The sequence below is a fragment of the Catenovulum sp. SX2 genome (assembly GCF_052056295.1).
Classification (GTDB): Bacteria; Pseudomonadota; Gammaproteobacteria; order Enterobacterales; family Alteromonadaceae; genus Catenovulum.
Genome location: NZ_CP182493.1, coordinates 511128 through 537139, shown reverse-complemented (window position 1 = coordinate 537139; position 26012 = coordinate 511128). Strand labels below are relative to the sequence as shown.

General features: G+C 39.7%; 19 protein-coding genes. 7 read left to right on the top strand and 12 right to left on the bottom strand.

Annotated features, from left to right (window positions below; all coding sequences use genetic code 11):
* Window positions 1-6: 6 nt before the first annotated feature.
* The 3 genes from ACMZOO_RS02335 to pheA are packed head-to-tail and all read right to left on the bottom strand — an operon-like array spanning window position 7 to window position 5379.
* Window positions 7-3057, bottom strand: a complete 3051-nt coding sequence (locus tag ACMZOO_RS02335; RefSeq protein WP_440905207.1) for an efflux RND transporter permease subunit — start codon at window positions 3055-3057, stop codon at window positions 7-9.
* Between the two features lie 12 nt (window positions 3058-3069).
* Window positions 3070-4182: an efflux RND transporter periplasmic adaptor subunit gene (locus ACMZOO_RS02330; protein ID WP_440905206.1), complete on the bottom strand. Its 1113-nt coding sequence runs from the start codon at window positions 4180-4182 to the stop codon at window positions 3070-3072.
* A gap of 39 nt (window positions 4183-4221) precedes the next feature.
* Window positions 4222-5379: a prephenate dehydratase gene (gene pheA / locus ACMZOO_RS02325; protein WP_440905205.1), complete on the bottom strand. Its 1158-nt coding sequence runs from the start codon at window positions 5377-5379 to the stop codon at window positions 4222-4224.
* A 295-nt stretch (window positions 5380-5674) separates the two neighbouring features.
* On the opposite strand from pheA, the gene ACMZOO_RS02320 reads away from it, so the two are divergent.
* Complete coding sequence (locus ACMZOO_RS02320) at window positions 5675-8263, top strand: EAL domain-containing protein (protein WP_440905204.1); 2589 nt, start codon at window positions 5675-5677, stop codon at window positions 8261-8263.
* Window positions 8264-8265: 2 nt separating this feature from the next.
* Here ACMZOO_RS02320 and ACMZOO_RS02315 read toward each other — a convergent pair whose 3' ends face one another.
* Window positions 8266-9942: a diguanylate cyclase gene (locus ACMZOO_RS02315; RefSeq protein WP_440905203.1), complete on the bottom strand. Its 1677-nt coding sequence runs from the start codon at window positions 9940-9942 to the stop codon at window positions 8266-8268.
* A 133-nt stretch (window positions 9943-10075) separates the two neighbouring features.
* Here ACMZOO_RS02315 and ACMZOO_RS02310 point away from each other — a divergent pair, with 133 nt between their 5' ends.
* Genes ACMZOO_RS02310 through ACMZOO_RS02295 form a run of 4 tightly spaced genes read left to right on the top strand, consistent with a single transcriptional unit; the run spans window position 10076 to window position 15107 of the window.
* Window positions 10076-11719, top strand: coding sequence for an alanine/glycine:cation symporter family protein (locus tag ACMZOO_RS02310; RefSeq protein ID WP_440905202.1), 1644 nt, complete (start codon window positions 10076-10078; stop codon window positions 11717-11719).
* 4 nt (window positions 11720-11723) lie between these two features.
* Window positions 11724-12053, top strand: a complete 330-nt coding sequence (locus ACMZOO_RS02305) for a zinc ribbon domain-containing protein (protein WP_440905201.1) — start codon at window positions 11724-11726, stop codon at window positions 12051-12053.
* Window positions 12050-12328, top strand: coding sequence for a YeaC family protein (locus ACMZOO_RS02300; protein ID WP_440905200.1), 279 nt, complete (start codon window positions 12050-12052; stop codon window positions 12326-12328). Before ACMZOO_RS02305 ends, ACMZOO_RS02300 begins: the two co-directional genes overlap by 4 nt.
* Window positions 12315-15107, top strand: a complete 2793-nt coding sequence (locus tag ACMZOO_RS02295; RefSeq protein ID WP_440905199.1) for a DUF349 domain-containing protein — start codon at window positions 12315-12317, stop codon at window positions 15105-15107. Before ACMZOO_RS02300 ends, ACMZOO_RS02295 begins: the two co-directional genes overlap by 14 nt.
* A 67-nt stretch (window positions 15108-15174) precedes the next feature.
* Here ACMZOO_RS02295 and nadK read toward each other — a convergent pair whose 3' ends face one another.
* Window positions 15175-16056: an NAD(+) kinase gene (gene nadK, locus ACMZOO_RS02290; RefSeq protein WP_440905198.1), complete on the bottom strand. Its 882-nt coding sequence runs from the start codon at window positions 16054-16056 to the stop codon at window positions 15175-15177.
* 214 nt (window positions 16057-16270) lie between these two features.
* Between nadK and grpE the strand changes: the two genes are divergently transcribed.
* Window positions 16271-16861, top strand: coding sequence for a nucleotide exchange factor GrpE (grpE, locus tag ACMZOO_RS02285; RefSeq protein WP_440905197.1), 591 nt, complete (start codon window positions 16271-16273; stop codon window positions 16859-16861).
* A gap of 103 nt (window positions 16862-16964) precedes the next feature.
* On the opposite strand, the gene ACMZOO_RS02280 is transcribed toward grpE, so the two are convergent.
* Both ACMZOO_RS02280 and ettA read right to left on the bottom strand, forming a co-directional pair.
* Window positions 16965-17354, bottom strand: a complete 390-nt coding sequence (locus ACMZOO_RS02280) for a PilZ domain-containing protein (protein ID WP_440905196.1) — start codon at window positions 17352-17354, stop codon at window positions 16965-16967.
* 100 nt (window positions 17355-17454) lie between these two features.
* Window positions 17455-19122 carry an energy-dependent translational throttle protein EttA gene (gene ettA, locus ACMZOO_RS02275; protein ID WP_440905195.1) on the bottom strand — a complete coding sequence of 556 codons (1668 nt, stop codon included), beginning with the start codon at window positions 19120-19122 and terminating at the stop codon, window positions 17455-17457.
* Window positions 19123-19425: 303 nt separating this feature from the next.
* Here ettA and ACMZOO_RS02270 point away from each other — a divergent pair, with 303 nt between their 5' ends.
* On the top strand, window positions 19426-22446 hold the full coding sequence (locus tag ACMZOO_RS02270; protein WP_440905194.1) for an EAL domain-containing protein: 3021 nt from the start codon (window positions 19426-19428) through the stop codon (window positions 22444-22446).
* Between the two features lie 55 nt (window positions 22447-22501).
* Here the strand turns inward: ACMZOO_RS02270 and ACMZOO_RS02265 are convergent, their stop codons facing one another.
* The 5 genes from ACMZOO_RS02265 to msrP all read right to left on the bottom strand — a co-directional run bounded on the left by ACMZOO_RS02265 (window position 22502) and on the right by msrP (window position 25959).
* Window positions 22502-22927 (bottom strand): FKBP-type peptidyl-prolyl cis-trans isomerase, encoded by a 426-nt coding sequence (locus tag ACMZOO_RS02265; RefSeq protein WP_440905193.1) that lies wholly within the window; start codon window positions 22925-22927, stop codon window positions 22502-22504.
* A 24-nt stretch (window positions 22928-22951) separates the two neighbouring features.
* Window positions 22952-23779: an SDR family NAD(P)-dependent oxidoreductase gene (locus tag ACMZOO_RS02260; protein WP_440905192.1), complete on the bottom strand. Its 828-nt coding sequence runs from the start codon at window positions 23777-23779 to the stop codon at window positions 22952-22954.
* A 53-nt stretch (window positions 23780-23832) separates the two neighbouring features.
* The gene (locus ACMZOO_RS02255; RefSeq protein WP_440905191.1) at window positions 23833-24252 is read right to left on the bottom strand and encodes a hypothetical protein; all 420 of its coding nucleotides are present in this window, start codon (window positions 24250-24252) and stop codon (window positions 23833-23835) included.
* A 106-nt stretch (window positions 24253-24358) separates the two neighbouring features.
* Complete coding sequence (locus ACMZOO_RS02250) at window positions 24359-24955, bottom strand: protein-methionine-sulfoxide reductase heme-binding subunit MsrQ (RefSeq protein ID WP_440905190.1); 597 nt, start codon at window positions 24953-24955, stop codon at window positions 24359-24361.
* Complete coding sequence (gene msrP, locus ACMZOO_RS02245) at window positions 24955-25959, bottom strand: protein-methionine-sulfoxide reductase catalytic subunit MsrP (protein WP_440905189.1); 1005 nt, start codon at window positions 25957-25959, stop codon at window positions 24955-24957. The genes ACMZOO_RS02250 and msrP overlap by 1 nt, the downstream gene beginning before the upstream one ends.
* Window positions 25960-26012: the final 53 nt, after the last annotated feature.

The following is a 26012-nucleotide window of genomic DNA, read 5'->3' as shown; positions in this document are numbered from 1 at the left end:
CAGATTTTAGCTTTGTTGCAGATTAACGTCGGATTTAAAGAATAATTTGTACAAAACAGGTACAACACCAAGTGTGAGTAAAGTGCCTATTGCCAAGCCAAATGCGAGTACGCAGGCTAAGCCGTAAAATAACGGGTCTTTGGTTAGAATCAGTGGCATTAAACCTAAGATGGTTGTTACTGTGGTCATTAAAATAGGGCGTAACCTGCTGGTCGCCGCTTGAATGAGTGCTTGTTCAAGTGGTATATCTTGTGCGCGTAACAAGTCGATTTTGTCTATCAATACAATAGCATTGTTGATAATAATGCCAGCTAAGCTATATAAACCGAGTGAAACCATAAAACCAAATGGCGCTTGCATAACCAATAAACCAACGACAGCCCCGATAAAAGAAAGTGGTATAGTTAAAATAATAATCAATGGTCGGCGGAATGAGTTAAATTGTATTACTAACAAAAGCACCACAATAGCTAAAACAATCGGCATATTCGCAGCGAGTGATTTTTGTGCTTCAGCTGATTCTTTTATCACGCCATCATATTCTATGCTGTGGTTAGTCGGTAAATTTTGCTGCAGCCCTTGAATTTTTTCATCGATTAACAGTTTTAAATCTTCGGCTGTCATCGATATATTTCGCGCTTCAATTGAGATGGTTTTAAAGAGGTTTTCTCTTTGAATGCTGGCAAAGCTTACTGATGGCTCAAAATCAGCTATTTGTAAAAGCGGCACATAATGTTGCTGATTACTTGCATAAACACTGGTAGTGCGCAGTCTATCTAAGGTATGGCGCTCTTGATGATCTGCGCGATAAACGATAGGAATTATATTGTCGTGATCACGGTATTCAGTTAATTCAGCACCGTCGAAATAACCTTGTAGCCTATTTGCGACATCAGCTGAGGTGACACCTGCTTGGCGCGCTTTGTGTTGGTCAATCAAAACTTTTACCGAGGTAATTCTGCCTTGCCAATCATCTCGAATATCAATAGTGCCATCTACTTGAGCCAATATTTGTTTAATTTTTTCGGCTGTTTGATAGATATATTCAGCATCAGGCCCTTTAACTTGAATTTTAATTTCAGAAGAATCGGATGGGCCTAAAAACATTTTATTCACTCGTGCACGTATCCACGGAAAGTTTTGCGCAAACCCTTGGCGCAAAGCTTGGATAGCAGCGTCAATTTTATCCGCTGAATCATAGTTGAGCACAATAAATGCTTTATTGGATGTTGGATCTATCGGGGTGAGTGACAAAACAAAACGTGGGCCTCCAAAACCAACATAAGCTGAATGGGTTGAATAGGCTAAGTCTGCTTTATGTTGTTCAAGCCACTGAAAAACATGTTGCAGAGCTTTGTCGGTCGCGTTTGCTGAAGCACTCGGCTCTAAATCTAAATAAACTAATACCTGTGGCCTGTCTGAATCCGGAAAAAACTGTTTTTTAACGCCTGACATAGCAAGTGCAGATAAAACCAATAAAGCAAATACTGCAAATATCAAAGACTTTTTGTAATTAAAACTGAGTCTTAATAATTTGGGGTAAAACTCGTGTGCCGAGCTTTTATTCGACACTTGTTGTTTGGTGATTTTTAAGAAGTGATAACAAAGTAACGGGGTTATCACAACAGCTAACAACCAACTGGTCAATAAACTGATTAATATCACTAAGGATATTGAACGTGTGTATTCGCCAGCAACATGCTGCGCGAGCATAAGTGGTAAAAAGAATAAAATGGTACTAATTGACGAGCTGAGTAATGGGATCGCCAATTCCTTCGGTGCTTGCTCTAACGCGTCAATGCGTGAATGTCCTTGCTCTAAGCGACTTTTAAAGTCTTCTGCGATAACAATGCCATTATCAACTAACAAGCCTAGAGCAATTATTAGTGTCGCTAAACTCATTCGCTCTAAGTTTATGCCTGTAAAGCTCATAATCGCTAAGGTAATCAGCATAACGACAGGTACTATACTGCCAACGATTAGGCCTGTGCGTATACCTAAAAACAGCATGACAACAACCAAAACAATCAACAAGGTTTGTAACACGCTAACCGATACACCATAAACCGTTTTTTCAACTTGCTGCGCTTGAATAGTCGCTATATCTAAATTGTAGCCAATTGGCAGTGTTTGTTGAATTTGTTGAATATTTTCGACTAGGCGAGGGGAGTATTCCAGTACATTAAAACCAGACAGCATAGATATGGCTAATACAAGTGCAGGTTCACCATTGTAATAAACCTTGTTATACGGTGGGTCTATATAATCCAGCTTAACCTTGGCGATATCTTGCAAAACCATGGGTTGTTGTAAGTTTGGTAGACTAATAAGTGTATTTTTTATTGCGTCAATCGATGTGAAATTACCGCTGGGTTCAATTGTGATGCTACGTAACCCTGTGTCTATCGTACCGCCTGGTTGAATAATGTTTTGTGCTTGCAATTGACTGGCTAAATAATCAGGGGATACGCCAAATTGAGCCAGTTTTGCATTGGTCACCTCGATAAAAATACGCTGTGGTTGAATGCCGAGTATTTCAATTTTTTTTGTGCCTTCTACAGCATACAAGGTGTCACGTATATGCTCAGCCATTTCCTTTTTATCGGCGAGCGAAAATCCATCCGCAGTTAGCGCCAGTGTGAGTATGGCAACGTCACCAAAATCATCATTGACGACAGAGGGGGAGGTTCCTTGCGGTAACTTGTGTTGGACTTGATTAACCTTGTTGCGTAAATCTTGCCAAATGTTTTCTAGTTCAAAATATTTATCTGCTATTTCAACATGTATGATTGATATACCGGTTGATGAGGTCGAGCGAATTCTTTCAACTTGCGCGATCTGCCGAATAGATTCTTCTAGTTTTTTGGTGATTAACTCTTCTACGCGATTTGACGACATGCCGGGGAATTGTGTGGTGACAACCGCTTCCCTGATAGTGATTTCAGGATCTTCGCGTGCAGGCAAAGCAAAGTAGCTAACTAGGCCATAAACAATTAACAAACATAAAACGAGTAAAATTGGCTTCTGGTATTTAAGCGCCAAACGACCTATGTTCATACACCACCCAAGTTAGTTAAAGATATTTATTTGATTTTGCAGCAAGGTCACTTGTTGTCCGTCATTTAGAAAATGCACACCTGCAGTTGCGATAATTTCGCCAGACTGTAAACCTTGGGTGATCAATACTTGGTTTTCTATTATGTTTTCGGTAACCACAGGACGTTTTTCAAGCTTGTTAGATTGTGCATCAAATACAAATACAAAGTTTTGTTGATTACTACCTGCCAGTACTGCCGATAGTGGTACTTTAACTGCATCACCTGATACATTGTTGCGTTCAGATGATAAATAAACAAATTCTACTTCCACAGACATACCAGCGCGTAAATCTTGGTGGTTTTGGTTAAACTGTAATATAACTTTAAATGCATTAGCAGTTTCAGCGCGACTGGCAATTTCTTTGACACTGGCGTTCAGTTGGCTCGTTTTAGTTACTTGGCTGGAAACTTTACATATTTGCCCAAGTGATATGTGTTTCACCATAATTTCAGGGACGAATACTTCAATTTCAAAACCATGCGTGCCTTCAACTTCAAATACCGTCTGGCCGCTGGCCACTTGCTGTGACGGCTCGGCGAGCTGTTTACTTATATGGCCATCGTAAGGGGCCAGCAGTTGGGTATCTGCTAAGTTTTTCTCAGCAATTTTTACTTGAGTTGTTGCTACTTCAAGGGTCGAGCGCGCCGATTGTGCTTGTGATTTTGCATTATCAAATTGTGATTTAGAAACGAGTTGTTGTTCTAACAATTGTTGGAAGCGCAAATATTCAGCTTGTCGTTCAGAATATAAAGCTTGCGCTCGTTTAACTTCACCTTCGGCTGCTTGTAAAGCTAGTTGATAGTTTCTTTGATCAAGTTGGGCGAGTGGTTGACCTGCAAAAATAGTATCACCTAGTTTTACCTGTATTTGTTGAATTTTGCCGCCAACTTGAAAACTAAGCGGCGCTGTTTCAGCGGGTACTATATTTCCAGGTAAATTACGAATTTGTTGGATGGGTTCAAGCGCGACTTTTTGCCAAGCTATTGCGCGCAGTTGTGGTTGGGTAATGCTTGGTGGTTCAGAGCAAGCGGAGATTAAAGTTAATGTACAAATACTGAAAACAAAGTATCTAATCGTATTCATCAAGCATCTCCGCTTTGTTGGCTGTTAACTGATTATGGATTAAGCGCCTTCTACATGGCTGCTACGATTAACATAACAACCTAATTCAGTATAGTCAGAAACACTTGGTTTAAGTTCTTTAATCGCTGATTGCATAGCTTCTGATTGTAAGTTTTCAGTCACATCTATATAAAACATTTCTTCCCAAGGACGGCCTTTAATAGGGCGAGACTCTATTTTACACATGCTGATGTTATATTTTTTGAAGATTAACAAGGCATCTACCAGTGCACCAGGTCGTTGACCAACCGATAGAATGAGTGAGTTTTTGGCGGCACAAGTTAGCGGTACGTTTACTGGCTCGCGCGCAACCACAATAAAACGTGTCTGGTTATCTTTTTGATTGGCTACATCGGCACGAATTGATTGTAAACCATAATGCTTGCCTGCCTCTGCGCTGCCTAATACAGCAACACTTGGATCATTGAGTTTTTTTACTTCCGACAAAGCAGTCGAGGTACTGTCAGATACCACAATATCAACATCCGACAGTTCATTTAAAAAGTCACTGCATTGTGCTATTGGTTGGTGGTGACCATAAATGGTTTTAATTTTTGATAAGTCGGTTTCGCAAGCAACCAATAAATTGTGTTTTACCGGGATGTAAAGTTCATCGATAATTTTTAGTCGAGTGGTTTGAAGTAAATCATATACCTCATTAATACTACCTGAAGAGGTATTTTCTATAGGTAATACGCCAATATCTGCGTCTTTATCTTCAACGGCAGCAAAAATGTCGTCAAAGCTTTTGCAGCCTACGTCAATTAAACCACCATTTAACCCAGTTAAATATTTTTCGACTGCCGAATGGCTATAAGAGCCTTTTGTTCCCAGATAGGCAACCTTGTATTCAGCACTTTTCATACTTGGGTTATTTAGTTGCATTAAGTAGTCTTGTTGCAACTCAACTGAGTCTTCAATTATGGTGCGGTATACGTTATGAATGTAGTCACTTTTTAACCCGAGTTTTTTACCTTTCGCAGATAGGTTTTGCAACAGTAGGGTTTCACGGTAGCTATCTCGTACTGGCTTTTGGTCTTGAACCTTGCTTTTTACAACTTGAATACTTAAATCTCTTCGTTTAGCTAATAAAGATAAAAGCTGCTCATCTAAGCTAGTAATCTCGACTCTAACTTTGTCTAAATCTATTTTTTCCATGGGTTGAATGTACAAAACTTGATTATCGCTGGGGAAATTGCGCTAACTATAGCGAATTAACGCCATTTAATAAAATAATTCTTTGGCTTGTTTGAAGACGCTAGGTCTAAATTTGTAGATGCTTTGCTGTAAGAAAAAACTTACACTCTAGTTTATTTAAAAAATATTAATAAAAAATTAAGCAAATTGGTCAATTTGCTGGTCTAGCAAGCAAAAAGTGCTTGACTAATAGTCGGTAAAAGGCGGTAATGGGCACGCATAATTCTTATAATATTTGAGCAATTTTTGGTAGCTGATGATGAAAGCACTGCAAAGACACATAATCTTTGCCGCCATCGGTGGGGTGATATTCTTTATTCTGCTGGGGGTGGCATCACTTCATGCACTTAATGAGTGGCAGAATTCCTATCGATTGCAAATTGTTAGCAGCCAAGCTAAATATGTCGAAGAAATGTTCGACAAATTACTGGTTGATACTCAGTACCAACATAACCTTATATATTCACAAGCCAATTCAACCACTACTGACAGCGGTGCTCACGCAGATTTTGACTTATGTTTTGACGTGCTTAAGCAGGCACCTTGTGAGATAAAACCTACAGCGTCAGTGCAATCGCCTAGCAATTTAGCCTCAATCGAATTCAATAATACACTGTTAGATATAGTTAACCGCTATCAAACTAGTAAAGTTGGTATTGTCCAAACTGAGTTGGGGCAGCCAGTTGTTGTGGCTATGAGTAAACTAAATAGCCAAGCTTTTATTCAAGGTTTCAAACTTCCACATGCATCAGCCAATATTGAGGTCAGCCCTTTTGATGTATCTGCACACCTTGATGCATTTGTAACCTCTGATTTAGTCGATCAAAAACGCAAATGGGCAGTGCCTGTTGCTGTAACACCTTTTTCATTTTACACCCAACCCGTTGTTTGGTTAGCAGGTTTGATTTGTTTATTGTCTGCGTTAATGAGTTTTTATATCTATTTAACCCATTATAAAAAGTCTAGACAGAGCATTAACCGTTTAACTGAAGAAGTTGCACAAATTAAACCAACAGATGAAAGTGCTAAAAAAGTTAGCAATTATCAAACTGAAGAAGTTGGTGAGTTGGCTGGTTCAATTAACGGTATGTTAGATGAGTTATTTGCAGCAAAAGAATTTAATAAAGTAACGCTTAATTCGATCGGTGACGCAGTTATCACCACAGATTTAAATGGGGTTGTAACTTACTGTAACTCGACCACATTTAAAATTATCAAAGCTGCGGTTACTGACATTGTGGGTAAACATATTGCTGATGTATTGCCTTTTGTTGATCCTGAAGATTCAAAACGTTTGCGCCATGCACTAAAAGATGTGGTTAAAAACGCCGAACAAAGTGATAGCGCGAGTGAGCGCTGCATGCACAGAATTAATCGCGAATTGGAAGTTTTATACATAGAAAAACACATCACCACTTTGCGTAATCCATCGAAAGAGTTAGTTGGTACTGTAATGGTATTACGCGATATGACGCAAAGTGAGCGTCTGCGCAAAAAATTAAATTTCCAAGCAAGTTATGATGTTGTTACTAAACTGCTCAACCGCCATAAATTTGAAGAAATGCTCAATGAAGCTGTGCACAATGCCAAAATGGAGCAGCGTTCACATGTATTGTGTTTGATTGATTTAGACAGATTTAAACTGATCAATGACAGTGCCGGGCATGCCGCGGGTGATCAACTCTTATATGAAGTTGGCAGTATATTACGCTCTTATTTACGTAAAACTGACGTTTGTGCTCGTATTGGTGGTGACGAATACGGCATTATTTTGTTTGATGCACAACTCGAACACGGTATGAATATATTCGAAAAAATACTCGCGCAAGTTAAAGAGTATAGATTTATCTGGGGTGGCAAAATCCACTCAATTGGCGCGAGTTTTGGCGTTACACAAATTACTTCGGATACACATAATGCCGCTGAAGCGCGTCGTGAAGCAGATGCCGCATGTTATATGGCTAAAAATATTGGCATGAATAATTTACGTGTATTTGATGTGAATAATGAAAAGCTTAATAGCCATCACCAAGCACCACGCTGGGCAGCACGTATTAATGACGCTTTAGTGAACGACAAGTTTGTTTTATTTTTCCAACGCATTAACCCTACTTGTGGTCAAAGCGAACGTGAGCACATTGAAATTTTACTGCGTATGCAAGATGAAGACGGTATCTTGTTGTCACCGAACATGTTTTTACCAGCGGCTGAGCGTTTTCGTTTAACCCCTAAAATTGACCGCTGGGTGATTAAACGTGTATTTCGTTGGATTTCATCTAGACCACAGTTATGGAAAAAAGTGACTTTGTCGATCAACCTATCTGGTGAGTCTTTGAATGACGAAAAGCTATTCTCCTATATTATCGACTTGCACGAAAAAATTGGTTTCCCACCAGAAACTATATGTTTTGAAGTAACCGAAACTGCCGCAGTTGCAAACTTGGTAGTCGGTCGAGAGTTAATTACCAAGCTTAAAGCGCACGGCTTTACCTTTGCACTAGATGATTTTGGTAAAGGCTTTTCTTCTTATAGTTATTTGCAAAACTTACCTGCTGAATATGTCAAAATTGATGGTGGTTTTGTTAAGCAGATGACAGAAAATGTTCGCGATAGAGAGATTGTTCGTTCTATTCATCAAATCAGCGCGGTTATGGGGATGAAAACCATTGCCGAATATGTTGAAGACGATTCTATCTTGGAAGCTTTACGCGAAATAGGTGTCGATTATGCGCAAGGTTTTGGCATTCAAAAACCGGCTGACCTTGCGAGTTTCATCCCGATTGCTGACGTACTAAACGAACCAGAAACCCTGCTGGCGACCGATACACAAGGCGTTGAAGTATAATTTTAAGCCGTTTGTGGCTTATAAATTTTATTCGGTAAACGCTCGTTAAATATGTAATAACAGTTACGCCCATTTTCTTTTGCTTGGTACAAAGCGACATCTGCATGTGTTAACGCCTGGCTTAGGTCTAGCTCAACTTCACTTAACCCCATGCTAATGGTTAGATTAATTTCAGAGCCATCTGGCAAAACTATCTTGTGTGCAGAGATAACTTGTAAAATACGTTCAGCAACTTGTGCTGCATCTTCTAAACGACAATCTACCATCAAAATAGCAAATTCTTCACCACCAATACGTGCAAGAATGTCGTGGCTACGAATAATGGATTGATTTAATACTTGGGTTATTTGTTTCAGGGCTACATCACCGGCATCGTGACCAAATGTATCGTTAATATCTTTAAAGTGATCAATATCTAACATGATCAATGCACAGCTTAATTGTTTTCTAACCGAGAGTTTTAAAATTGCGTCCCCTTTTTCGAAAAATGCACGGCGATTGTAAATTTTTGTTAGTGGGTCGGTTAGCGCCTGTGCTTTTAATTCGTTATTGGCTTTGATTAACTTTTTCTCAGCATACTGACGTCGGCTAATTTCCCTTTTTAAAGTCGAAGATAAGTAGAAAAAACGCCATGCTAGAATAGACAAAATTAAAATAATAAAAAGCGAAATGATGATAGTGTGGATTAAGATGCGGGTGTTTTTAACCGGTTTTTGATAGATTAAATTATCCATTTGCCCGAAATCAGGTTGATTGCCGGCCATACCCAACTGAATATAATTTTCCGCTATGGTTTTCCATCTATCTGGATTCATATGCCCCAATTGCACAAGCTCGGGCATAATCAGCTCTTTTAGGTGGTTTGCTTCATAATATAAATGTTTTAAGCTTTTATCCGGTGCATATTTTTCTTTAATAATTTTAATGGTTTCGTCTATGTTAGTCAGCGCATAACGCCAGCCTTTGAGCGAGGCCTGTTTAAACTTATCAACTGTAGCCGGGTGCTGCTCAACAAAAGCTTCATGGGTAATTAAAACATCGCTGTAAAAATTCACCCCATAATCTTTTGGTTTGATTAGGTTGTACTCATAACCTGACTGCTCTAATTGGTAAGGTTCGTTGGATACATAAGCATTTAACGCGGCAACATTGCCTAACACTAGGTCGTTTATGCTGGCATTTTGTGTTTCTAGCTGCAATTCATCTAGCCGAAAACCTTCTTTGCGAAATACAGTTAATAATTCAGCACTTTCAGGTGCTGGCAAAGTTGGCAATGGTTTATCGACTATATCTTGTGGTGCTGTGTAGCCATTCTTTTTTAACGTGATCCACACAAGTGGTGATGACTGCATCAGTGCGGATAAAGCAACAATGGGTTTTGCTTGCATTCTGTGGATGGCAACGGCTGAACTACTAATGGCAAAATCGGCTTGGTGGTTAAGTATCGCATCCACTGGTGCTGGGCTATCTTTGCCGTAGGGCAGCAGAGTTACGTTTAACCCTTGCTGTTTATAGAAACCTTTTTCTTTAGCTATGTAATAACCAGCAAATTGAAACTGATGTTTCCATCTAAGTTGTAAGGATAGATCTTTTAATTGGGCGCTCGCGGGAAAGCAGGTAGCAATAACCAGTGTAGATAAAACTAACGCTAGAGCTCTTACCTGCTGAAAATCGGTCATTCTAACCCCCACATTCCTTATTTAAGGCTAATCCATTTTTATATATTAGTACACTTATTATCGACAAATAATCTAAAAACATAAGGTATACTGTGGTTGCTAAAACTTAATACAACAAGGGCTAATGCTAATTATGGAAAGCATCAATCAGTTTTTATTATTTATCGATAGTTTGCTTGGGAGTGCTGCGTATTTTCCGTATGTACTATTATTTGTCGGCACGTTTTTTACTATTTATCTTAAATTCCCACAAATTCGTTATTTTAGAGCGAGTTGGAAAGTTTTATTCGATAAAGAATCACAAAAGTCGCCTGGTGATACATCTCATTTTCAAGCCTTGACCACAGCTCTATCCGGCACTGTTGGCACGGGTAATATAGGTGGGGTTGGTTTAGCTATTTATTTAGGCGGCCCAGCAGCACTATTTTGGATGTGGATGACAGCATTTGTTGGTATGACAACAAAGTATGTCGAGGTGACACTATCTCATAAATATAGGGTGCAGACAGCGGATGGCACATATTCGGGTGGTCCTATGTATTATATGGACAGAAAGCTGAATATGCGTTGGTTGGCTATCATATTTGCGATCGCGGTTATCGTCAGCGCATTTGGTATTGGCGCAATGCCACAAGTTAACAATATTGCGCAAGCTATGCAGAGCAGCTTATCAATTGAACCTATAATTACCGGAAGTGTATTATCTATACTATTAGCTTTGGTGATTATTGGTGGCATTCAGCGTATCGCCAAAGTAACGGCCAAGATAGTACCTTTTATGGCTGCTATGTACATTATTGGTGGGGTAGCGGTTGCAACCTATCAAATCGACAATATTTGGCCGAGCATTCAAGCTATATTCTCTGGTGTATTCACCGGCAGTGCTGCGGTTGGGGGCTTTTTAGGCGCTAGTTTTGCATTTGCATTTAGTCGTGGGGTAAACCGTGGATTATTTTCCAACGAAGCTGGTGCGGGCTCTTCACCTATAGCGCATGCAAGTGCTAAAACAACTAATCCTGTTAACGAAGGTAAAGTGGCTTTGTTAGAGCCTTTTATCGACACCATAATCTTATGTACTATCACAGGTTTAGTGATTTTGTCGTCGAATGTGTGGCATCAAAAACACCAAAATCAGTTTGCATACGCTGATTTATATGTGCTTGAAGGCCAATATTCAGAAAATGTCGCACAAGATCAACAAAAATTATTTGCATGGTTAAATAAACAAGCGCATGAAGTTGTGCTGTTTGATGGCAGTTTACAGGTCGATAATGGTAAATTAGTCGAATCTGACGTGACTATAGTACATGCAAGATCAATCGCTGAAGCTGTTCAATTTACCAATTTAAGTGGTCAGCCGTATTCAGGTGAATTGGTTGTGAAGCAAGGCAAAGTTGAACCAAATCATATAGAAATTAGTGGTTTGTCGCTGATTCATTCAACCGCTTTAACTGCCAAAGCCTTTAATCAAGGTTGGTTTGGTGATTGGGGCGAATATATAGTTACCTTTGCTATCTTGTTATTTGCCTTTTCAACCTCCATATCATGGAGTTACTACGGTGATAGAGCTATGGTATATTTGTTTGGTTCAGGCTCTGTCATATACTTCCGTATGAGTTACATTTTAGGTTTTTTTGTTGCAGCAATTGCAGACACGACAGTTATTTGGAACTTAGCTGCTGTGGCTGTTGCCTTTATGACATTGCCAAATTTATTCGCAATAATGTTGTTACACAAAGACATTAAACAAACCCAGATAGAAAACGAAAATAGGTAAATTGATGGCACTAGTTCCTTGTCCAGAATGTGGTAAACGAATTTCAGATAAAGCACAAAGTTGTCAGCACTGCGATCACGTATTGGTGGCAGATCCTGAGAAACTAACAACACAGCGGCGCATAAATAGAATTAAAAAAAGTTCATCATTAATCACGCACTCCTTTTTGGCTTTGATATTGTTTATTGGTGGTTTAGCTTACTCTAGTTGGTATGCTGATTCTGGCATGGGCTACGACAAAATTGCGTCGCAAGTCGTCGCTTTACTTGGGTTGGTGTGGTACGTTGTCACCCGAATTCGAATTATGATGTTTAAACGTGATAAGCAAGTATGAACTTTTTAGAATTGATCGATAATATGCCTGAAACTGTATATCAATCACTTTGTGAGGCGGTTGAAACAGGCAAATGGCAAGATGGCAGAGTAGTAGAGCCTCAGCAACGTGAAAATATGCTGCAAGCAATTATGGCTTGGCAAGCAAAACATCTGGATTCTGATCAGCCATATACAATAGGGGCAGACGGTTTTGTAGTTGAAAAATCCCGCTCTGAATTAAAACAAAGTTTTGCGAAAGAAACTATCGTACGGTTTAAACATGATGATATTTAAACAATTATTCCAGCCAAAATGGCAACATAAAGATGCAGTTGTGCGTTTACAAGCAATTCAAAAATTGAACGACAACAGTATATTAGAGCAAGTTGCGAGCAAAGATATTGATACAAATGTTCGTAAACAAGCACTTGAGCAGCTTAACAGCTTAAGCTGTTGGGATCATGCGATGCAGCATGATAGTGATGTTAAGATCCAAAAATTAGCGCTAGAAAAAGTAAAACAGCTGTTGTTCAGCTCTGACTCAGTATTGTCGGTCAGTGAAAAGCAGCAATATTTACAAGACTGCCAAAATACCGCTCTGTTAGAGGACTTTGTCCGCAGAGGCGACGACGATAACTTGCGCCTGACCTTATTAAATAAGTTGAACAAAAACAACTTAAATTATGATCTCGCAATTCGTGATGGTAACGAAAGCATAGCCCTAGCTTGTGCAGAGCGTATTGACGACACTAAACAACTAGAAAAAATTGCCCAAAAAGCTAAACATCTAAAAGTTCAGCAGTGGGCGAGTGCCAAGTTAGACGAGTTGAAAGCGGCCGCAGAAAAACCTGAATTAGTGCGTAAACAAACCAGCTTGATTTTAAGTAAATTATTAGCATTAAAAGACAAGTCAGATTACCTGCAGGTCAAAAATGACGGTAGTGCTTTGGTAGAACAATGGCAACAACTACAAGGTGAGTTAGTTTGTTTACCTGAAGAAGAACAACAAACATTAGTCGACAAATACCAGCAGATTGAAAGCAAATACTCAAACAATTTAACCGCCCTTGAAACTGTTTATACCCAAGCTCAAGCTGAAAAGTTAGCTGCTGAACGCCAGCAAAAAATTATAGAGCAAGTGAGTAATGCTATTGCAAAAATACAGTCACAAGTGGCTTTGGCGATTGAGTCGAACGGTGATAGTGAGCTAGATGCGATTGTAAAATCTATTGCTGATGCTAAGCAGCTCTTGAGTGAAGACCATATCGGTGGTCGCGAAACTGAAAACTTGTTCAGGCAGCTAAATCAAATTGAACACAATGCCGCCCATTTACCAGAATTCGCCGAGCAAGTTGCCCAAGCAACCCGTGCTCTAACGCAATTACATCAGTGGCAGTTACCAGAAACTTTAGATCAAGTAGACCAAGCACAAAGTCAATTTAACCAATGGTTTGAAGAGTGGAAAACATTAAAAAGACAAATGTTATTTGCTTTACCTGAAAGTTTGCAAGAGAGCAGCCAAAGTTTAATCAAAAGTTGGAAAGACAGCTTAAAAGACTTTAGCCACAAACAAAACTCTGCAATTAAACAGTTAAAAGGGCAGATGCGTGAGTTAGACCGTCTTATTCAAGCAGGACGCTACAATGTAGCACTTGGTTTGTTTAGAAAAATATCTGAAGGCGTGGAAGGATTAACCGCTCACAGCTATAGCAAAATAGAACGTGAACATCAGCGTTTAAATGAGCAGGTTAATAACTTGGAAGAATGGAAATCTTACATAGGTTTACCTAGAAAACGTGAGCTGCTAGCTGAGATAGAAGCTATGGCAGAGCAAACTTTAGACGACGTACATGCTAGAGCTAAGCAAGTAAAGTTTGCTCGACATAATTGGCGTTTGTTAGGCAACACGGATTGTGATGAAAATAAACAGTTAAACCAAGCTTTTGACCTAGCGATTGAACAAGCTTTTGCACCTTGCCGTGAAAAGTTTGCCGAGTTAGAAGCGCAGCGAGCGACAAACTTGCAAGCTCGTAATCAATTGGTTGAAGAAGTGCAAGCTTGTGCCGAAGCATTTGCGGCAAATGCTGATTACGCTGAATTGGCTAAACACTTGCCGCGTTTACAAAATGATTGGAACAAAGCCGGTAGCGTTGAACGCAGCGAATACAATCAAGTCAGCCAAGCATTTTTTGCTGCAATCAAACCATTAAGGCAAAAGTTAAATCAGTTTTATACAGATAATGCTGAACAAAAACGTCAGTTGATTGTTAAGGCACAAAAATACGCGCAAGAGCAAGAGGTTGCTCAAGCCAGTGAAGCGTTAAAACAGCTGCAACAGCAGTGGAAAAACATAGGTTTTGCCGGTGCTCAAGTTGAAAACAAGTTATGGGCTGAATTTAGAGCGATAAACGACGGCGTATTTAATCAAAAACAAGCTGACTATCAAGCAGAAAAAGATAAACAGCAGCATGCGTACGAGTCGGTAAAAGAGCAAATTGACCAGCTTGTGCTTGACCTTGAGAAAGCTAATTTAGAGCAGTGTTATAGCCAAATAGATAAACTTAAAGCAATTTCATTGGCCGAGTGTAGCCCTAATCAAGCTAAACGTTTAGATAAGTTATTGAGCCAAGCAATAAGCAGCTACCAGCAAAAAATCGCGCAATTAAAACAGCAAGCGCAAGCCGACAATTTACAGCAGTGGTTAACTAATTTAGAAGCTTATGTAGTTGAAGGCCAATTGGATGAAGCTGGGTTAAATAGCTTGCCTGCAAATATTATTCATGCAATTGAATTGGCGCAAAATAGCCAACAATCAGCTGATATTAGCGAGCAGCGCCGTGATATCACTATACGTATGGAAATTGTCTCTGGTGTCGAGACGCCAGCAGAAGACGCTTCACGTAAAATGGAAATTCAAGTTCAACTATTGTCTGAGAAATTAAATGAAGGTGAAACTCAGTCAACGCTTGATTTGTTGAAAAAATGGTTAAGCTTAGGAGCTATTCAAACGCAAGATAAAGCTTTGTTTGCCCGTGTAAGTAAAGCGATGCAAGCTGAGCTTCAACCGGCTTAAGCACCTAACCAAAGCTAAACTCGCACATTTTTGTGAGTTTAGCTTATACCCTACTTGGGTATATCGTTTAATAAAGTTTACTACCCCAATTCAGTTTGCGTCTGAGCACGTTATAATAGTTATAGTCTTTTAAATGAATGAGTTTTAGCTGATCTGGATGTTTTTGGATGCGGATTTCATCACCAGGCAGTACAGGCAAAGTCACGTGGCCGTCACAAGTCACGCCAAGTTGAGCTTGCGAACGATTTGGTACAATAAGCTGTATGCTTGAATTTGCATCAACCACTAAAGGCCTGTTTGTCAGCGAATGTGGGAACATAGGCAGCAAACAAATAGCATTTAAATTAGGTGTTAAAATTGGCCCACCACCTGATAACGAATAAGCTGTTGTGCCGGTCGGTGTCGATAATATCAAGCCATCTGCACGTTGACTGAAGACAAACTTGTCATTGATATAAACTTCAAACTCAATCATGTGCGCAACTTTATCAGAATGCAGCACAGCTTCGTTTACTGCACTATTGATGCTCTTAACTTCACCATGCCTATGCACAGTGACTTCTAATAAGAATCTTTCTTCAATCGAAAACTGACCCTTAAGTACCTGGGTCAAAGCGCTCTCAAAGGCTTCTGGGTGAATATCGGTTAAAAATCCTAAATTACCACGATTGATGCCGATAACGGCAGTATCAAAGCGTGACAGTACTCGCGCCGCTCCCAGCATGTTGCCGTCGCCGCCAATGACTATGGCTAAATCACAAGCTTGCCCTAGCTCTAACAAACTTAATTGTTCTACATTGTCTAGCTCAACGTCGTGGCCGACTTTTTGTTCGACAAAAACTTGGCAGCCTTGTTGCTGTAAAAACTGGCATACGCTGACTAAGGTTGTAGTTGTATCTGGGTGGTTTGGTTTGCCAACTAAACCGACTCTCTTAAAAACTGACGGCATTCATAAGCCCTAAGATATTGTAAGCTTTTATAAATTTTAACTCAGCGTGAAATATCAACAAGTATTAATCGCCCTGTGAAGTTGATTTTGTTGGTTAAAATTAGCAGTTAGTGCCATTTGAGGCTTGATTCGATTTTTTTTGCCCTTATATTCCAAGACAGTGTTAAGGGCCAGCCGAGGTCCTAAGTAAACAAATTGTTTTTGGAGTAAATTTATGAGCAATGAACAACAAGACGTTCAAGTTGAAGAAGTAGCAGAGCAAGTTGAAGCTCAAGCGGCGGAAAATAACGAGCAAGTTGTAGAAGACAACCAAATACAAGCTTTAGAAGCTAAATTAGCTGCAGCGGAAGCAAAAATTCAAGATCAACAAGACTCTGTGGTCCGTGCCAAAGCAGAAGTTGAAAATATTCGTCGTCGCGCTGCACTTGACGTTGAAAAAGCCCATAAATTTGCATTAGAAAAGTTTTCTAATGAGTTATTACCAGTTGCAGATAACTTAGAGCGAGCTTTACAAGCAGCAGATAAAGACAACGAAGCTTTAGTGCCTATGATTGAAGGTGTTGAATTAACTCTTAAGAGTTTTGAAGCTTCGTTAGCAAAATTCGGTGTTGAAGTGGTGAGCCCAGCACAAGGTGATGCGTTGAATCCTGAATTACATCAAGCTATGTCAATGATCCCAAATCCAGATGTTGCGCCAAATGCAATCATTGATTGTCTGCAAAAAGGTTATACCTTAAATGGTCGTTTATTACGTCCAGCTATGGTTATCGTATCAGCAGCCGGTGGTGTGGATACAAAAGCTTAATAGCGCTTTTGTTATGAGTGCAAACACCTTGATAGCACAGCAAGCTGTGGCTTTTTCTGGGTGTTTGCATCTGTTGCTCAAGTCATCGAATGAGAGAGCAAAGTTAGTGGATCAGGTTTTCTAACTCTCTGGATAATAATGCTTCATCAGCCATATTCAGTTGTAATAAGCGTTTGAGGTGAGCTGCGCTGTCTATGTCTATCTGCTGACACTCAAGACCTATATAGGTTTGGGCTAAGTGGGCAATACTGACCTGCATTTCTATTGTCACATCTGAGTTAGGTAACTCAAATATTAACTCGTAACTTAAATTTTCACACAGCTGCTCTCGTATTGGAGCTTGTGAGCCATCTTCAGCATTATTTTCAGGCAAAGATACTAGCGCGCCTTTTAAAGACAAATCTATTAAATTCACATCCCAGCAGTGATGTTTATTACTCAGTTGTGCCGGAATGGCAAAAAATATTCGGGTGAAATGTCTTCTTTCGTCCATACAAACCGCTCTTAAAACCAATTTAGATATAATATAGCGCATAAAACAAAAAACGGCAGTTTTTACTGCCGTCTTTGCTGCGATAGATAAATAAATTAGCTTAATTTATTTTTTTGTATTTAATTCTATGTGGGTTAAGTACCGCATCTTCACCTAAAGTTTGTTTTAGCCAAGCTTCGTAATCTGTGTAGTTGCCTTCATAGAAGTTCACTTTACCTTCATCTCGATAGTCAAGAATATGCGTTGCAATTCTGTCTAAGAACCAACGGTCATGCGATATGACCATGGCACAGCCAGGAAAGTCGAGTAGCGCGTTTTCTAACGCTCGTAAAGTTTCTACGTCTAAGTCATTGGTTGGCTCATCCAGTAGCAACACATTTCCGCCAGTTTTTAATAACTTAGCTAAATGCACGCGGTTGCGCTCACCACCTGACAATTCACCAATACGTTTCTGTTGGTCTGTCCCTTTAAAATTAAAACGGCTGACATAAGCACGGCTATTAATTTCAAAGCTGCCAATAGTGATAATATCTTGGCCTTCAGAAATTTCTTGCCAAACTGTGTTGTTGTCATTCATGTCATCTCTGAACTGATCAACACTCGCGAGTTTAACTGTATCACCTAATACAATTTCACCACTATCAGGTTGCTCTGTGCCGGATAACATGCGGAATAAAGTGGATTTACCCGCGCCGTTCGGTCCGATAATACCGACGATTGCACCTTTAGGCATGCTAAACGATAAATCATCAATCAACACTCGTTCACCGTATGATTTGGTCAAATTGTTCACTTCAACAACTTTGTCACCAAGCCTTTCTCCAGGTGGAATGTAGAGTTCGTTGGTTTCGTTCCGACGTTGGAAGTCTGAGTTATTCAGTTCTTCAAATCTAGACATACGCGCTTTGCTTTTCGCTTGGCGGCCTTTCGGATTACTGCGTACCCATTCAAGTTCTTGTTTAATTGAACGTTTGCGGGCGTTTTCTGCACGTTCTTCTTGTTCCAAACGTGCATCTTTTTGTTCTAACCAAGAAGAATAATTGCCTTCCCACGGAATTCCATGGCCACGGTCTAATTCTAAAATCCAGCCAGCTACGTTATCCAAGAAATATCTATCATGGGTAATAGCAACCACTGTGCCTTCGTAGTCATGTAAAAACCTTTCTAACCAAGCAACAGATTCGGCATCCAAGTGGTTAGTCGGTTCGTCAAGTAATAACATGTCTGGTTTTTCTAATAACAAGCGACACAAAGCAACACGGCGACGTTCACCACCAGATAGTTTGTTTACATCAGCATCCCATGCTGGTAAACGTAGTGCATCGGCGGCGCGCTCAAGCATATTTTCAATGTTGTGCCCGTCATGGCTCTGAATAATGTTTTCTAATTTCGCTTGTTCAGAGGCTAATGCGTCAAAATCAGCATCAGGTTCGGCATATGCTGCATATACTAGGTCTAGTTTGCTAATAGCGTCTTTAACTTCTGATATTGCTTCTTCGATGTTTTCTCGAACGTTTTTCGATGGGTCTAACTGAGGTTCTTGCGGCAGATAACCAATCTTTAAATCAGCTTGTGGGCGCGCTTCGCCTTCAATTTCCGTATCAATTCCAGCCATAATACGTAATAGGGTGGATTTACCGGCGCCGTTTAAACCTAAAACACCAATTTTTGCGCCTGGGAAAAAGCATAAGTTGATGTTTTTTAGAATTTCTCGTTTTGGTGGCACAATTTTGCTCACCCGGTTCATAGTATATACATACTGAGCCATATAAGTTCCTAAATTAATTCGACGTTTTGTGATTATAAATTTTGCGTAAGTTTAGCAGTGTTGGCCGCTATTAAACAATTAAGTTGCCATTCAAGATTGATTAATATTTACCGAATATAAATAATTATGACTTTTTGCCGATAAAATGGTATCTATAGCGTAATTTTACGGCAAAAATTACTAGCCTACACTAACATATAACTATTAATAACATGGGTTGGTTTAACCACTTCGCGATAAAGGTTAAACCGTTACAACCAGAGTGAAGGAACACTCGATAACAACAAGAGGTTTCGGCTTTCCATGCAATGGATCAAAGCTAAGGTGTTTCATTCGCTTTCTGTAAAAGCAACATTAGCAGTATTATTGTCCTGTTTGTCTTTAGGGATGATAGGTGGTTTTTTATTATCGAATGATCAGAACAGTCACTTAAATCATGCGGTACATGAAGAAACAAAACAAATTGCTTCGTTGCAAGCAGACCTACTCAATCAGCATCTGGCTCACTTAGTTTCTTTAGGCGCATTGAGCCATCAGCAGGTCAGCCAATCTATCGCTGACTTTTACGCGGCTTATCAGCAAAATCCACAAGCCGTGCGGGTTAATCGTCAAGTCGAACAAGCAGAGACTAACACGGCAATTTATTATGCTGACAAAGCTAAATTAAATAGCGAAGACGAAGCACTAGCCAACTATTTGAATGCTTTGTGGACACGTGTTGCACAGCCTATTGCGGATAAATTTAATAGTTATTATTTTATCTCGCAGCGCCATTTCGCCGTTGCTTATCCAGCTAAACTTGCAACCGAATTGCCAAGCAATCATGACTTTGACAAAGATATCTTTTATAAATTAGGTACACCTCATTTTAATCCAACGCGCCAACCTTTATGGACCCCAGTTTATTTTGACGATATTCATAACAGTTGGATGACAACACTGGTTTATCCAATTTATTTACAAGGCCAGTTTATTGGTGTGGTTGGTGCAGACTTTATCTTAGAAAATATCATGGAATTGGTCGCGCAAAATGTTAATAGTTTACGCGGCCAAGAAGTATTTATCTTCGATAACAAAGGTAATTTAATCTTCCACCCAAAATTTAATAAGGTGCTGACCAGCCAACAAGCTGAGTTAAACACTCAACTCAACAACTTTCAAAATGCACCGAATTTTAGTCAGAAAATAATTCGTGAAGCTTTGGTGAATGGCCGTTTTCGGGGTGAAAAGGTTTTTATGGTCGATCACCAGTTTCCCGTGGCTGTTGGCAATATAGCACCTTTGAGTTGGTATCTAGCTGTAGTAGATGTATCAGATTCGGTTAATAAATATTTATCTAGTTATAACAAAAAGCTTTATTTGGGTTTTGCTGCGGCGGCCGTTGCGTTTGCTTTGTTGATTTATTTTTTACTCAATCAAACTATTTTAAAGCGTTTGAAGATAGTGACTCAGGCTTTGTCTCATCATAAACAAGGGCAAATCGACCTTGGAAACTTATTAGATGAGCAAGATGAAATTGGTGTGGTGGCGCGTTCAATTAATTCGTTATCAGGTGAAGTACATAGTTTAATTGATGGCTTAAACGAAAAAATTAAAGAAAAAGAAGTCGCTGAACTTGCAGCTGTTAAGTTATCAAATGCGGTTAAACACAGTGAAACCGCAATTGCTATTACCAATGATAAGTTTGAAATTGAATTTGTTAATCCAAAATTTGTGGAAATGTGTGGACGTGAAGAAGACGAGTTGATTGGCCACCACCTCAAAGTTGTCTTCGACCAACATATGGCATGGATGTTAGATGCGGCATTTGAGCAACTGCAATTAGGTCATGCATGGAAAGGTGAGTTGCTGATGGTACACTCAAATGCGACAGAAATTTGGGTATCACAAACTTTCTCGCCAATGACAGAAGATGTTAATGGTGGCAAACATTTTGTTTCTGCGACGCAAGACATTTCTATGATGAAAGATAATCAAAGAGAAATGGAAAAACTTGCTTATCATGACCCACTAACTGATTTATACAATCGAACTTTCTTTAAAGCTCAGTTAACTAAATCGTTAGAAATGACTAAACGTGGTCATTTCGCCTTTGCATTATTTTATTTTGATTTAGACCAGTTCAAACGTGTTAATGATACGTTAGGCCATGAAGCGGGTGATGAACTATTAATTGAAATTGCTCGCCGTTTGGTTAGACGTTTACGCGCCGAAGATACGATAGCTCGTTTAGGTGGGGATGAATTTGCCGTGATATTAAGTGGTGTTGCCACAGTTGAACGTGCAAGCGCAATGGCGACTGATATTCAAAATGTGATCCGAGAGCCAGTGCAGTTGTCTGGAGCAGAAGTGCTAGTCAGCGCGAGTATAGGTATTACTATGTCGCCGAAAGACGCTATGAGTATTGAAACTTTATTGCGTAATGCTGACCTTGCTATGTATAGAGCAAAAGCGGCGGGACGCAGTACGCACTATTTCTTCACCGACGACTTAGATAAAGCGGTGCAAGAAAGTTTATTGATTGAAAGTGAGCTGAGAGTCGCTGTTCGTGAGTTTCAGTTCCAACTCTTCTATCAACCCCAGATAGATTTAAAAACCGGTAAGCTCTTTGGTTTTGAGGCTTTGATCCGTTGGAATCACCCCGAGCGAGGCATGGTATCACCTGCGATATTTATTCCTGTAGCAGAGCAGTCAGGTTTAATTGTTGAAATGGGTGAGTGGGTACTGGCGGAAGCTAGTATGTTTATTGCTCGGCTCAATCAAAAGTACAACGAAAACTATACGGTTGCGGTGAACTTATCTGCACGTCAGTTTAAAGACAAGAGTGTGGCTAAAGTGATTAAAGGCAGCATTATTAATGCGCGGATTAAACCTGAATGGTTAGATATAGAAATCACTGAATCTATGTTAATGGGTGATATAAACGAAGCGCTGCACCAGTTGGATGACATTAAAGCCCTTGGTGTGCAAATGTCGATTGATGACTTTGGTACAGGTTATTCATCGTTGAGCTATTTGAAAAAATTCCCGGTTGATACATTAAAAGTTGATAGAGCCTTTATTAAAGATATCCCTGACGATACTGATGATATGGCTATCTCTGATGCTATTATCGCTATGGCGCATAAACTCAATATGAAAGTAATAGCCGAAGGGGTAGAAACGGCCGAACATGTGCAGTTTTTAATTCAAAATCATTGTCAAATCGGCCAAGGTTATTTATTTAGCCAGCCAATTGATGAAGAATCTTTGTATAAATTTATTGATAGCGAAAATAAATCATATATGTACTTGTTTGAAAAACAAGGCGTTAAGGCTGGATAAAGCTTAGACAAAAAATTAACCGCGAACAGATTAGCACCTGTTCGCTGCTTAATTGCTAACAGTCAATTAACCTAACATCAAAAATGAGCACTGCATTCGGGCCAATTTTACCACTATTGCCTTTTTTGCCCCAAGCCAGCTCTGGTGGGATTACCAACTCGTACCTGTCGCCCACTTGCATCAGGGGTAAACCAAGTTGTAAACCTTCAATTGCTTCCGCCAAATAAAACTCTTCTGGTAAATTACCTTTGTAACTATCGGCAATAACAGAGCCGTCCGCTAACAAAATACGCTGATGCAATTTAACTAATGAGTCTGCTTGTGGGCGTTTATTGTTACTGTCGGTTGTTTGATCTATTACTCGGTACATGAGTCCAGAGTCATGTTCAACAACATCCGCTTTTGCTTGATACTTCTCTAAAAAATTTTCAGTATTTTTGCGATTAAGGCCAGTAGAGCCTTTAGATTTTTTCTTTGCCATAATATCGTAATTACTACTTTTTAATTAAAAATTTTTGACTAAATTATCTAACCACTTTGTTGGCAATATACGGCGCATAAAACCGATAAAGTAGGTTGGTTTAGTGACATAATACCTTGCTTGTGGTCGTTTTGCGCTTAATGCATGTCTGACGCGTTTGAGCACAAATTCAGGACCTTGGGTAAAGGCCATACCAGGACCTTCTTTTTTTAAGCGTTCAAGCATCTTTTGATAGTTATGTTGAAAACGACTTTGGTTAATATCAATATTCTGCTCAAATTGCGCCAACGCATTTGCCCTAAACTGACTCAAAATGGGTCCGGGTTCAATTAAACTGATGTGAATGTTTGTGCCTTTTAGTTCGAGCCTGAGCGTGTCAGATAAACCTTCAATGGCATATTTAGACGCATTATAAGCACCACGAAATTTCATTGCGACTAAACCTAATACACTGCTGTTTTGCAGGATCCGACCTTGTTTGTGCTTAAGCATATGCTCAATGCATAAATTAGTGAGTTGATGCCAACCAAATACGTTTGTTTCAAACAAAGTACGTAACTGCGCGCGTGAGACATCTTCTAATGCACCAGGGAGGGCGTAGGCACCATTGTTGAATAAAGCATAAATATTGTTGTCGGCTTGCTGCTCAGCCCAAGCAAAACCTTGCTCGACACTAATGGGATCGGCTAAATCAAGTTGGTAAGCGTTTAGTCCTAAGCCTTTAAGTTTTTCAACATCTTGCTGTTGTCGTGCAGTTGCCAGTACTTGGTAACCTTCTTTATCCAATTCAAGTGCACAATGCAATCCAATACCAGAAGAGCAGCCTGTAATGAGAATGGTCTTTCTTGCCATTTTGTATCCAAGAGTTTTGAGAATCAGCTATCAAAATGGCAGTGTAACAATTTTTACGCGTGAGGGTTAGTGCACTCTGCATATACACCATATCTTTTGTCGTGGGTGTATAAGTGAACCCATAGCGGATGATTTTTAATACTCAACCACATTTGTGCATGCTGGGCAGATGGGCAAATTACTTGTTGGATATAGGCTTTTTGTTGTTTTTCGGCCATGTCTAATTGATCTGGTATTTGGATGTAGGCATTAATACTGTTTTTGACAACTTGTACACCCTGAAAGCGCCAATCACCATAAACAAAGCTGGCGTGAAAGGTGTTTCTAACTTGGCTGATAGTTTGTTTAGATAGCGCTTCGGTTGCTTGTGGTGTTTGGCTTGGAGCATAAGCCGAAGCCTGCTTGCATGCAGATAATTGGCTGCTAAAGACTATGACAACTAGCATAGACAGTAATAGTTTTAGTTTTTCCATGTTATTTCTCCTACAACCTTGAAATAAACGCAAAGCAAGCACTTTAATTAATATTAAACAGATAGGCTGAACCTATAATTTAATATCGGTTGTGGAGAAAATTACTTTAGTGAGTTTTTCGGCTAAAGGCCTTTTGAAACCAACTGATGAATTTTTGGTAACGCAGACCAAGGAGCTGCAGCGCAACTAACGCATATAAACCTGGCTCGTATATGTCCGCTTTGCGTGATAAGAAAAAGTGCCAGCAGACCAACACAATCGCCAGATATATAAAATTGTGTATGAGTTGCCACTTTTTCTTCAGCCATTTTTTAGCAATGTTGGGGGAGGTGATTGCTAAAACGAGCAGAATTAACAACGCAAACATGCCAAGCCAAATATAAGGCCGTTTAATTAGCTCTGAGATAAAAGTTGCTAGAGAAAAATTTAGTTCGAACCACCAAAAGCACAACACGTGCATGCACGCATAGGCAAAACAATATAAACCAAGCAAGCGGCGCTGACGCATAATGACAGCTGACTTAAATGTTTTTGCTGTCGGACTAATTAACAAGGTTACAATTAATAAATTGAGTGCACCTATACCATAAAAATGGATGACAGCTTTTACCGGATCTGCGCCTAACGCATCTTGGCTTGCGAGCCAGAAAATAGAGCCTGCCCAAAACAAACAAATAGTGTGAATAACCAGTTTAATAAGCATCAGAAATATTGGGTTAAATCCATATTTTTGTATAAATGGGCAACTTGCTCAGCATAACCGTTGTACATTAAGGTTTGTTGATGTTGTTGGTTGAATACTCCGCCTGAGGTGATGACTCTTTCTTGCGCTTGACTCCATCTAGGATGGTCGACATTCGGATTTACATTGGCATAAAAGCCATACTCAGAAGGCGCAGCTAGGTGCCAAGTCGTTTTCGGTTGGGATTCAGTTAGGTGAATTTTCACAACCGACTTGATGCTTTTAAAGCCGTATTTCCATGGAACGACTAAACGAATCGGAGCACCATTTTGATTGGGCAGCGACTTGCCATACAGACCAACAGCCATAGTGGTTAGCGGGTGCATAGCTTCGTCTAAACGTAAACCCTCAACATATGGGTATTTTATATTACCACCAATGAATCGACTGGTTTGCCCACGCATTTCACTTGGACGGCGTAAGGTTTCAAATTGAACATATTTAGCATTGGCTTTGGGTTGGGCTTTTTCTAATAGTTTATTTAATGAAAAACCAATCCATGGAATAACCATAGACCAAGCTTCTACACAACGCAGCCGATAAACACGCTCTTCGAGTGGAAACTGGCTAAATAAATCTTCGTAATTTAGTTTTATTGGATTGTTTACTAAACCCGTAATTTCGAGTTGCCAAGGGTTTACTGTCAATTTATGCGCATAGTCAGCGGGATCTTGTTTGCTGGTGCCAAATTCATAAAAATTGTTGTAGCTGGTAACTTTGTCTTCTGGTGTTAAGCCTAGGGTATTGTTGTTATCTGCTGCGTATTTTAACGCCGTTAAGCTAGCTTGTTTGCGGGGCTCTTCATCTTCTTTGAGCCAATCGAATAAATTTGCTTGGGCGCCACCGGCAAACATGGCGCTGCTGAGCCCTAATCCTTTCAAAATGAGTCGACGATTATTAAAGGTATTTTCGTCGGTAATTTGCCAATCTTTAAAGTCACTACGATTTGATTTTAGAATTTTCATATAAACATCCAAGATGTACTTTGTAACATAGACCTCAATAACTTAGGTTTTAT

Excerpts from the sequence above, each read along its gene's own strand:
- ACMZOO_RS02335 (WP_440905207.1), bottom strand. The coding sequence starts at position 3,057 with ATGAACATAGGTCGTTTGGCGCTTAAATACCAGAAGCCAATTTTACTC.
- ACMZOO_RS02330 (WP_440905206.1), bottom strand. The coding sequence starts at position 4,182 with ATGAATACGATTAGATACTTTGTTTTCAGTATTTGTACATTAACTTTA.
- pheA (WP_440905205.1), bottom strand. The coding sequence starts at position 5,379 with ATGGAAAAAATAGATTTAGACAAAGTTAGAGTCGAGATTACTAGCTTA.
- ACMZOO_RS02320 (WP_440905204.1), top strand. The coding sequence starts at position 5,675 with ATGATGAAAGCACTGCAAAGACACATAATCTTTGCCGCCATCGGTGGG.
- ACMZOO_RS02315 (WP_440905203.1), bottom strand. The coding sequence starts at position 9,942 with ATGACCGATTTTCAGCAGGTAAGAGCTCTAGCGTTAGTTTTATCTACA.
- ACMZOO_RS02310 (WP_440905202.1), top strand. The coding sequence starts at position 10,076 with ATGGAAAGCATCAATCAGTTTTTATTATTTATCGATAGTTTGCTTGGG.
- ACMZOO_RS02305 (WP_440905201.1), top strand. The coding sequence starts at position 11,724 with ATGGCACTAGTTCCTTGTCCAGAATGTGGTAAACGAATTTCAGATAAA.
- ACMZOO_RS02300 (WP_440905200.1), top strand. The coding sequence starts at position 12,050 with ATGAACTTTTTAGAATTGATCGATAATATGCCTGAAACTGTATATCAA.
- ACMZOO_RS02295 (WP_440905199.1), top strand. The coding sequence starts at position 12,315 with ATGATGATATTTAAACAATTATTCCAGCCAAAATGGCAACATAAAGAT.
- nadK (WP_440905198.1), bottom strand. The coding sequence starts at position 16,056 with ATGCCGTCAGTTTTTAAGAGAGTCGGTTTAGTTGGCAAACCAAACCAC.
- grpE (WP_440905197.1), top strand. The coding sequence starts at position 16,271 with ATGAGCAATGAACAACAAGACGTTCAAGTTGAAGAAGTAGCAGAGCAA.
- ACMZOO_RS02280 (WP_440905196.1), bottom strand. The coding sequence starts at position 17,354 with ATGGACGAAAGAAGACATTTCACCCGAATATTTTTTGCCATTCCGGCA.
- ettA (WP_440905195.1), bottom strand. The coding sequence starts at position 19,122 with ATGGCTCAGTATGTATATACTATGAACCGGGTGAGCAAAATTGTGCCA.
- ACMZOO_RS02270 (WP_440905194.1), top strand. The coding sequence starts at position 19,426 with ATGCAATGGATCAAAGCTAAGGTGTTTCATTCGCTTTCTGTAAAAGCA.
- ACMZOO_RS02265 (WP_440905193.1), bottom strand. The coding sequence starts at position 22,927 with ATGGCAAAGAAAAAATCTAAAGGCTCTACTGGCCTTAATCGCAAAAAT.
- ACMZOO_RS02260 (WP_440905192.1), bottom strand. The coding sequence starts at position 23,779 with ATGGCAAGAAAGACCATTCTCATTACAGGCTGCTCTTCTGGTATTGGA.
- ACMZOO_RS02255 (WP_440905191.1), bottom strand. The coding sequence starts at position 24,252 with ATGGAAAAACTAAAACTATTACTGTCTATGCTAGTTGTCATAGTCTTT.
- ACMZOO_RS02250 (WP_440905190.1), bottom strand. The coding sequence starts at position 24,955 with ATGCTTATTAAACTGGTTATTCACACTATTTGTTTGTTTTGGGCAGGC.
- msrP (WP_440905189.1), bottom strand. The coding sequence starts at position 25,959 with ATGAAAATTCTAAAATCAAATCGTAGTGACTTTAAAGATTGGCAAATT.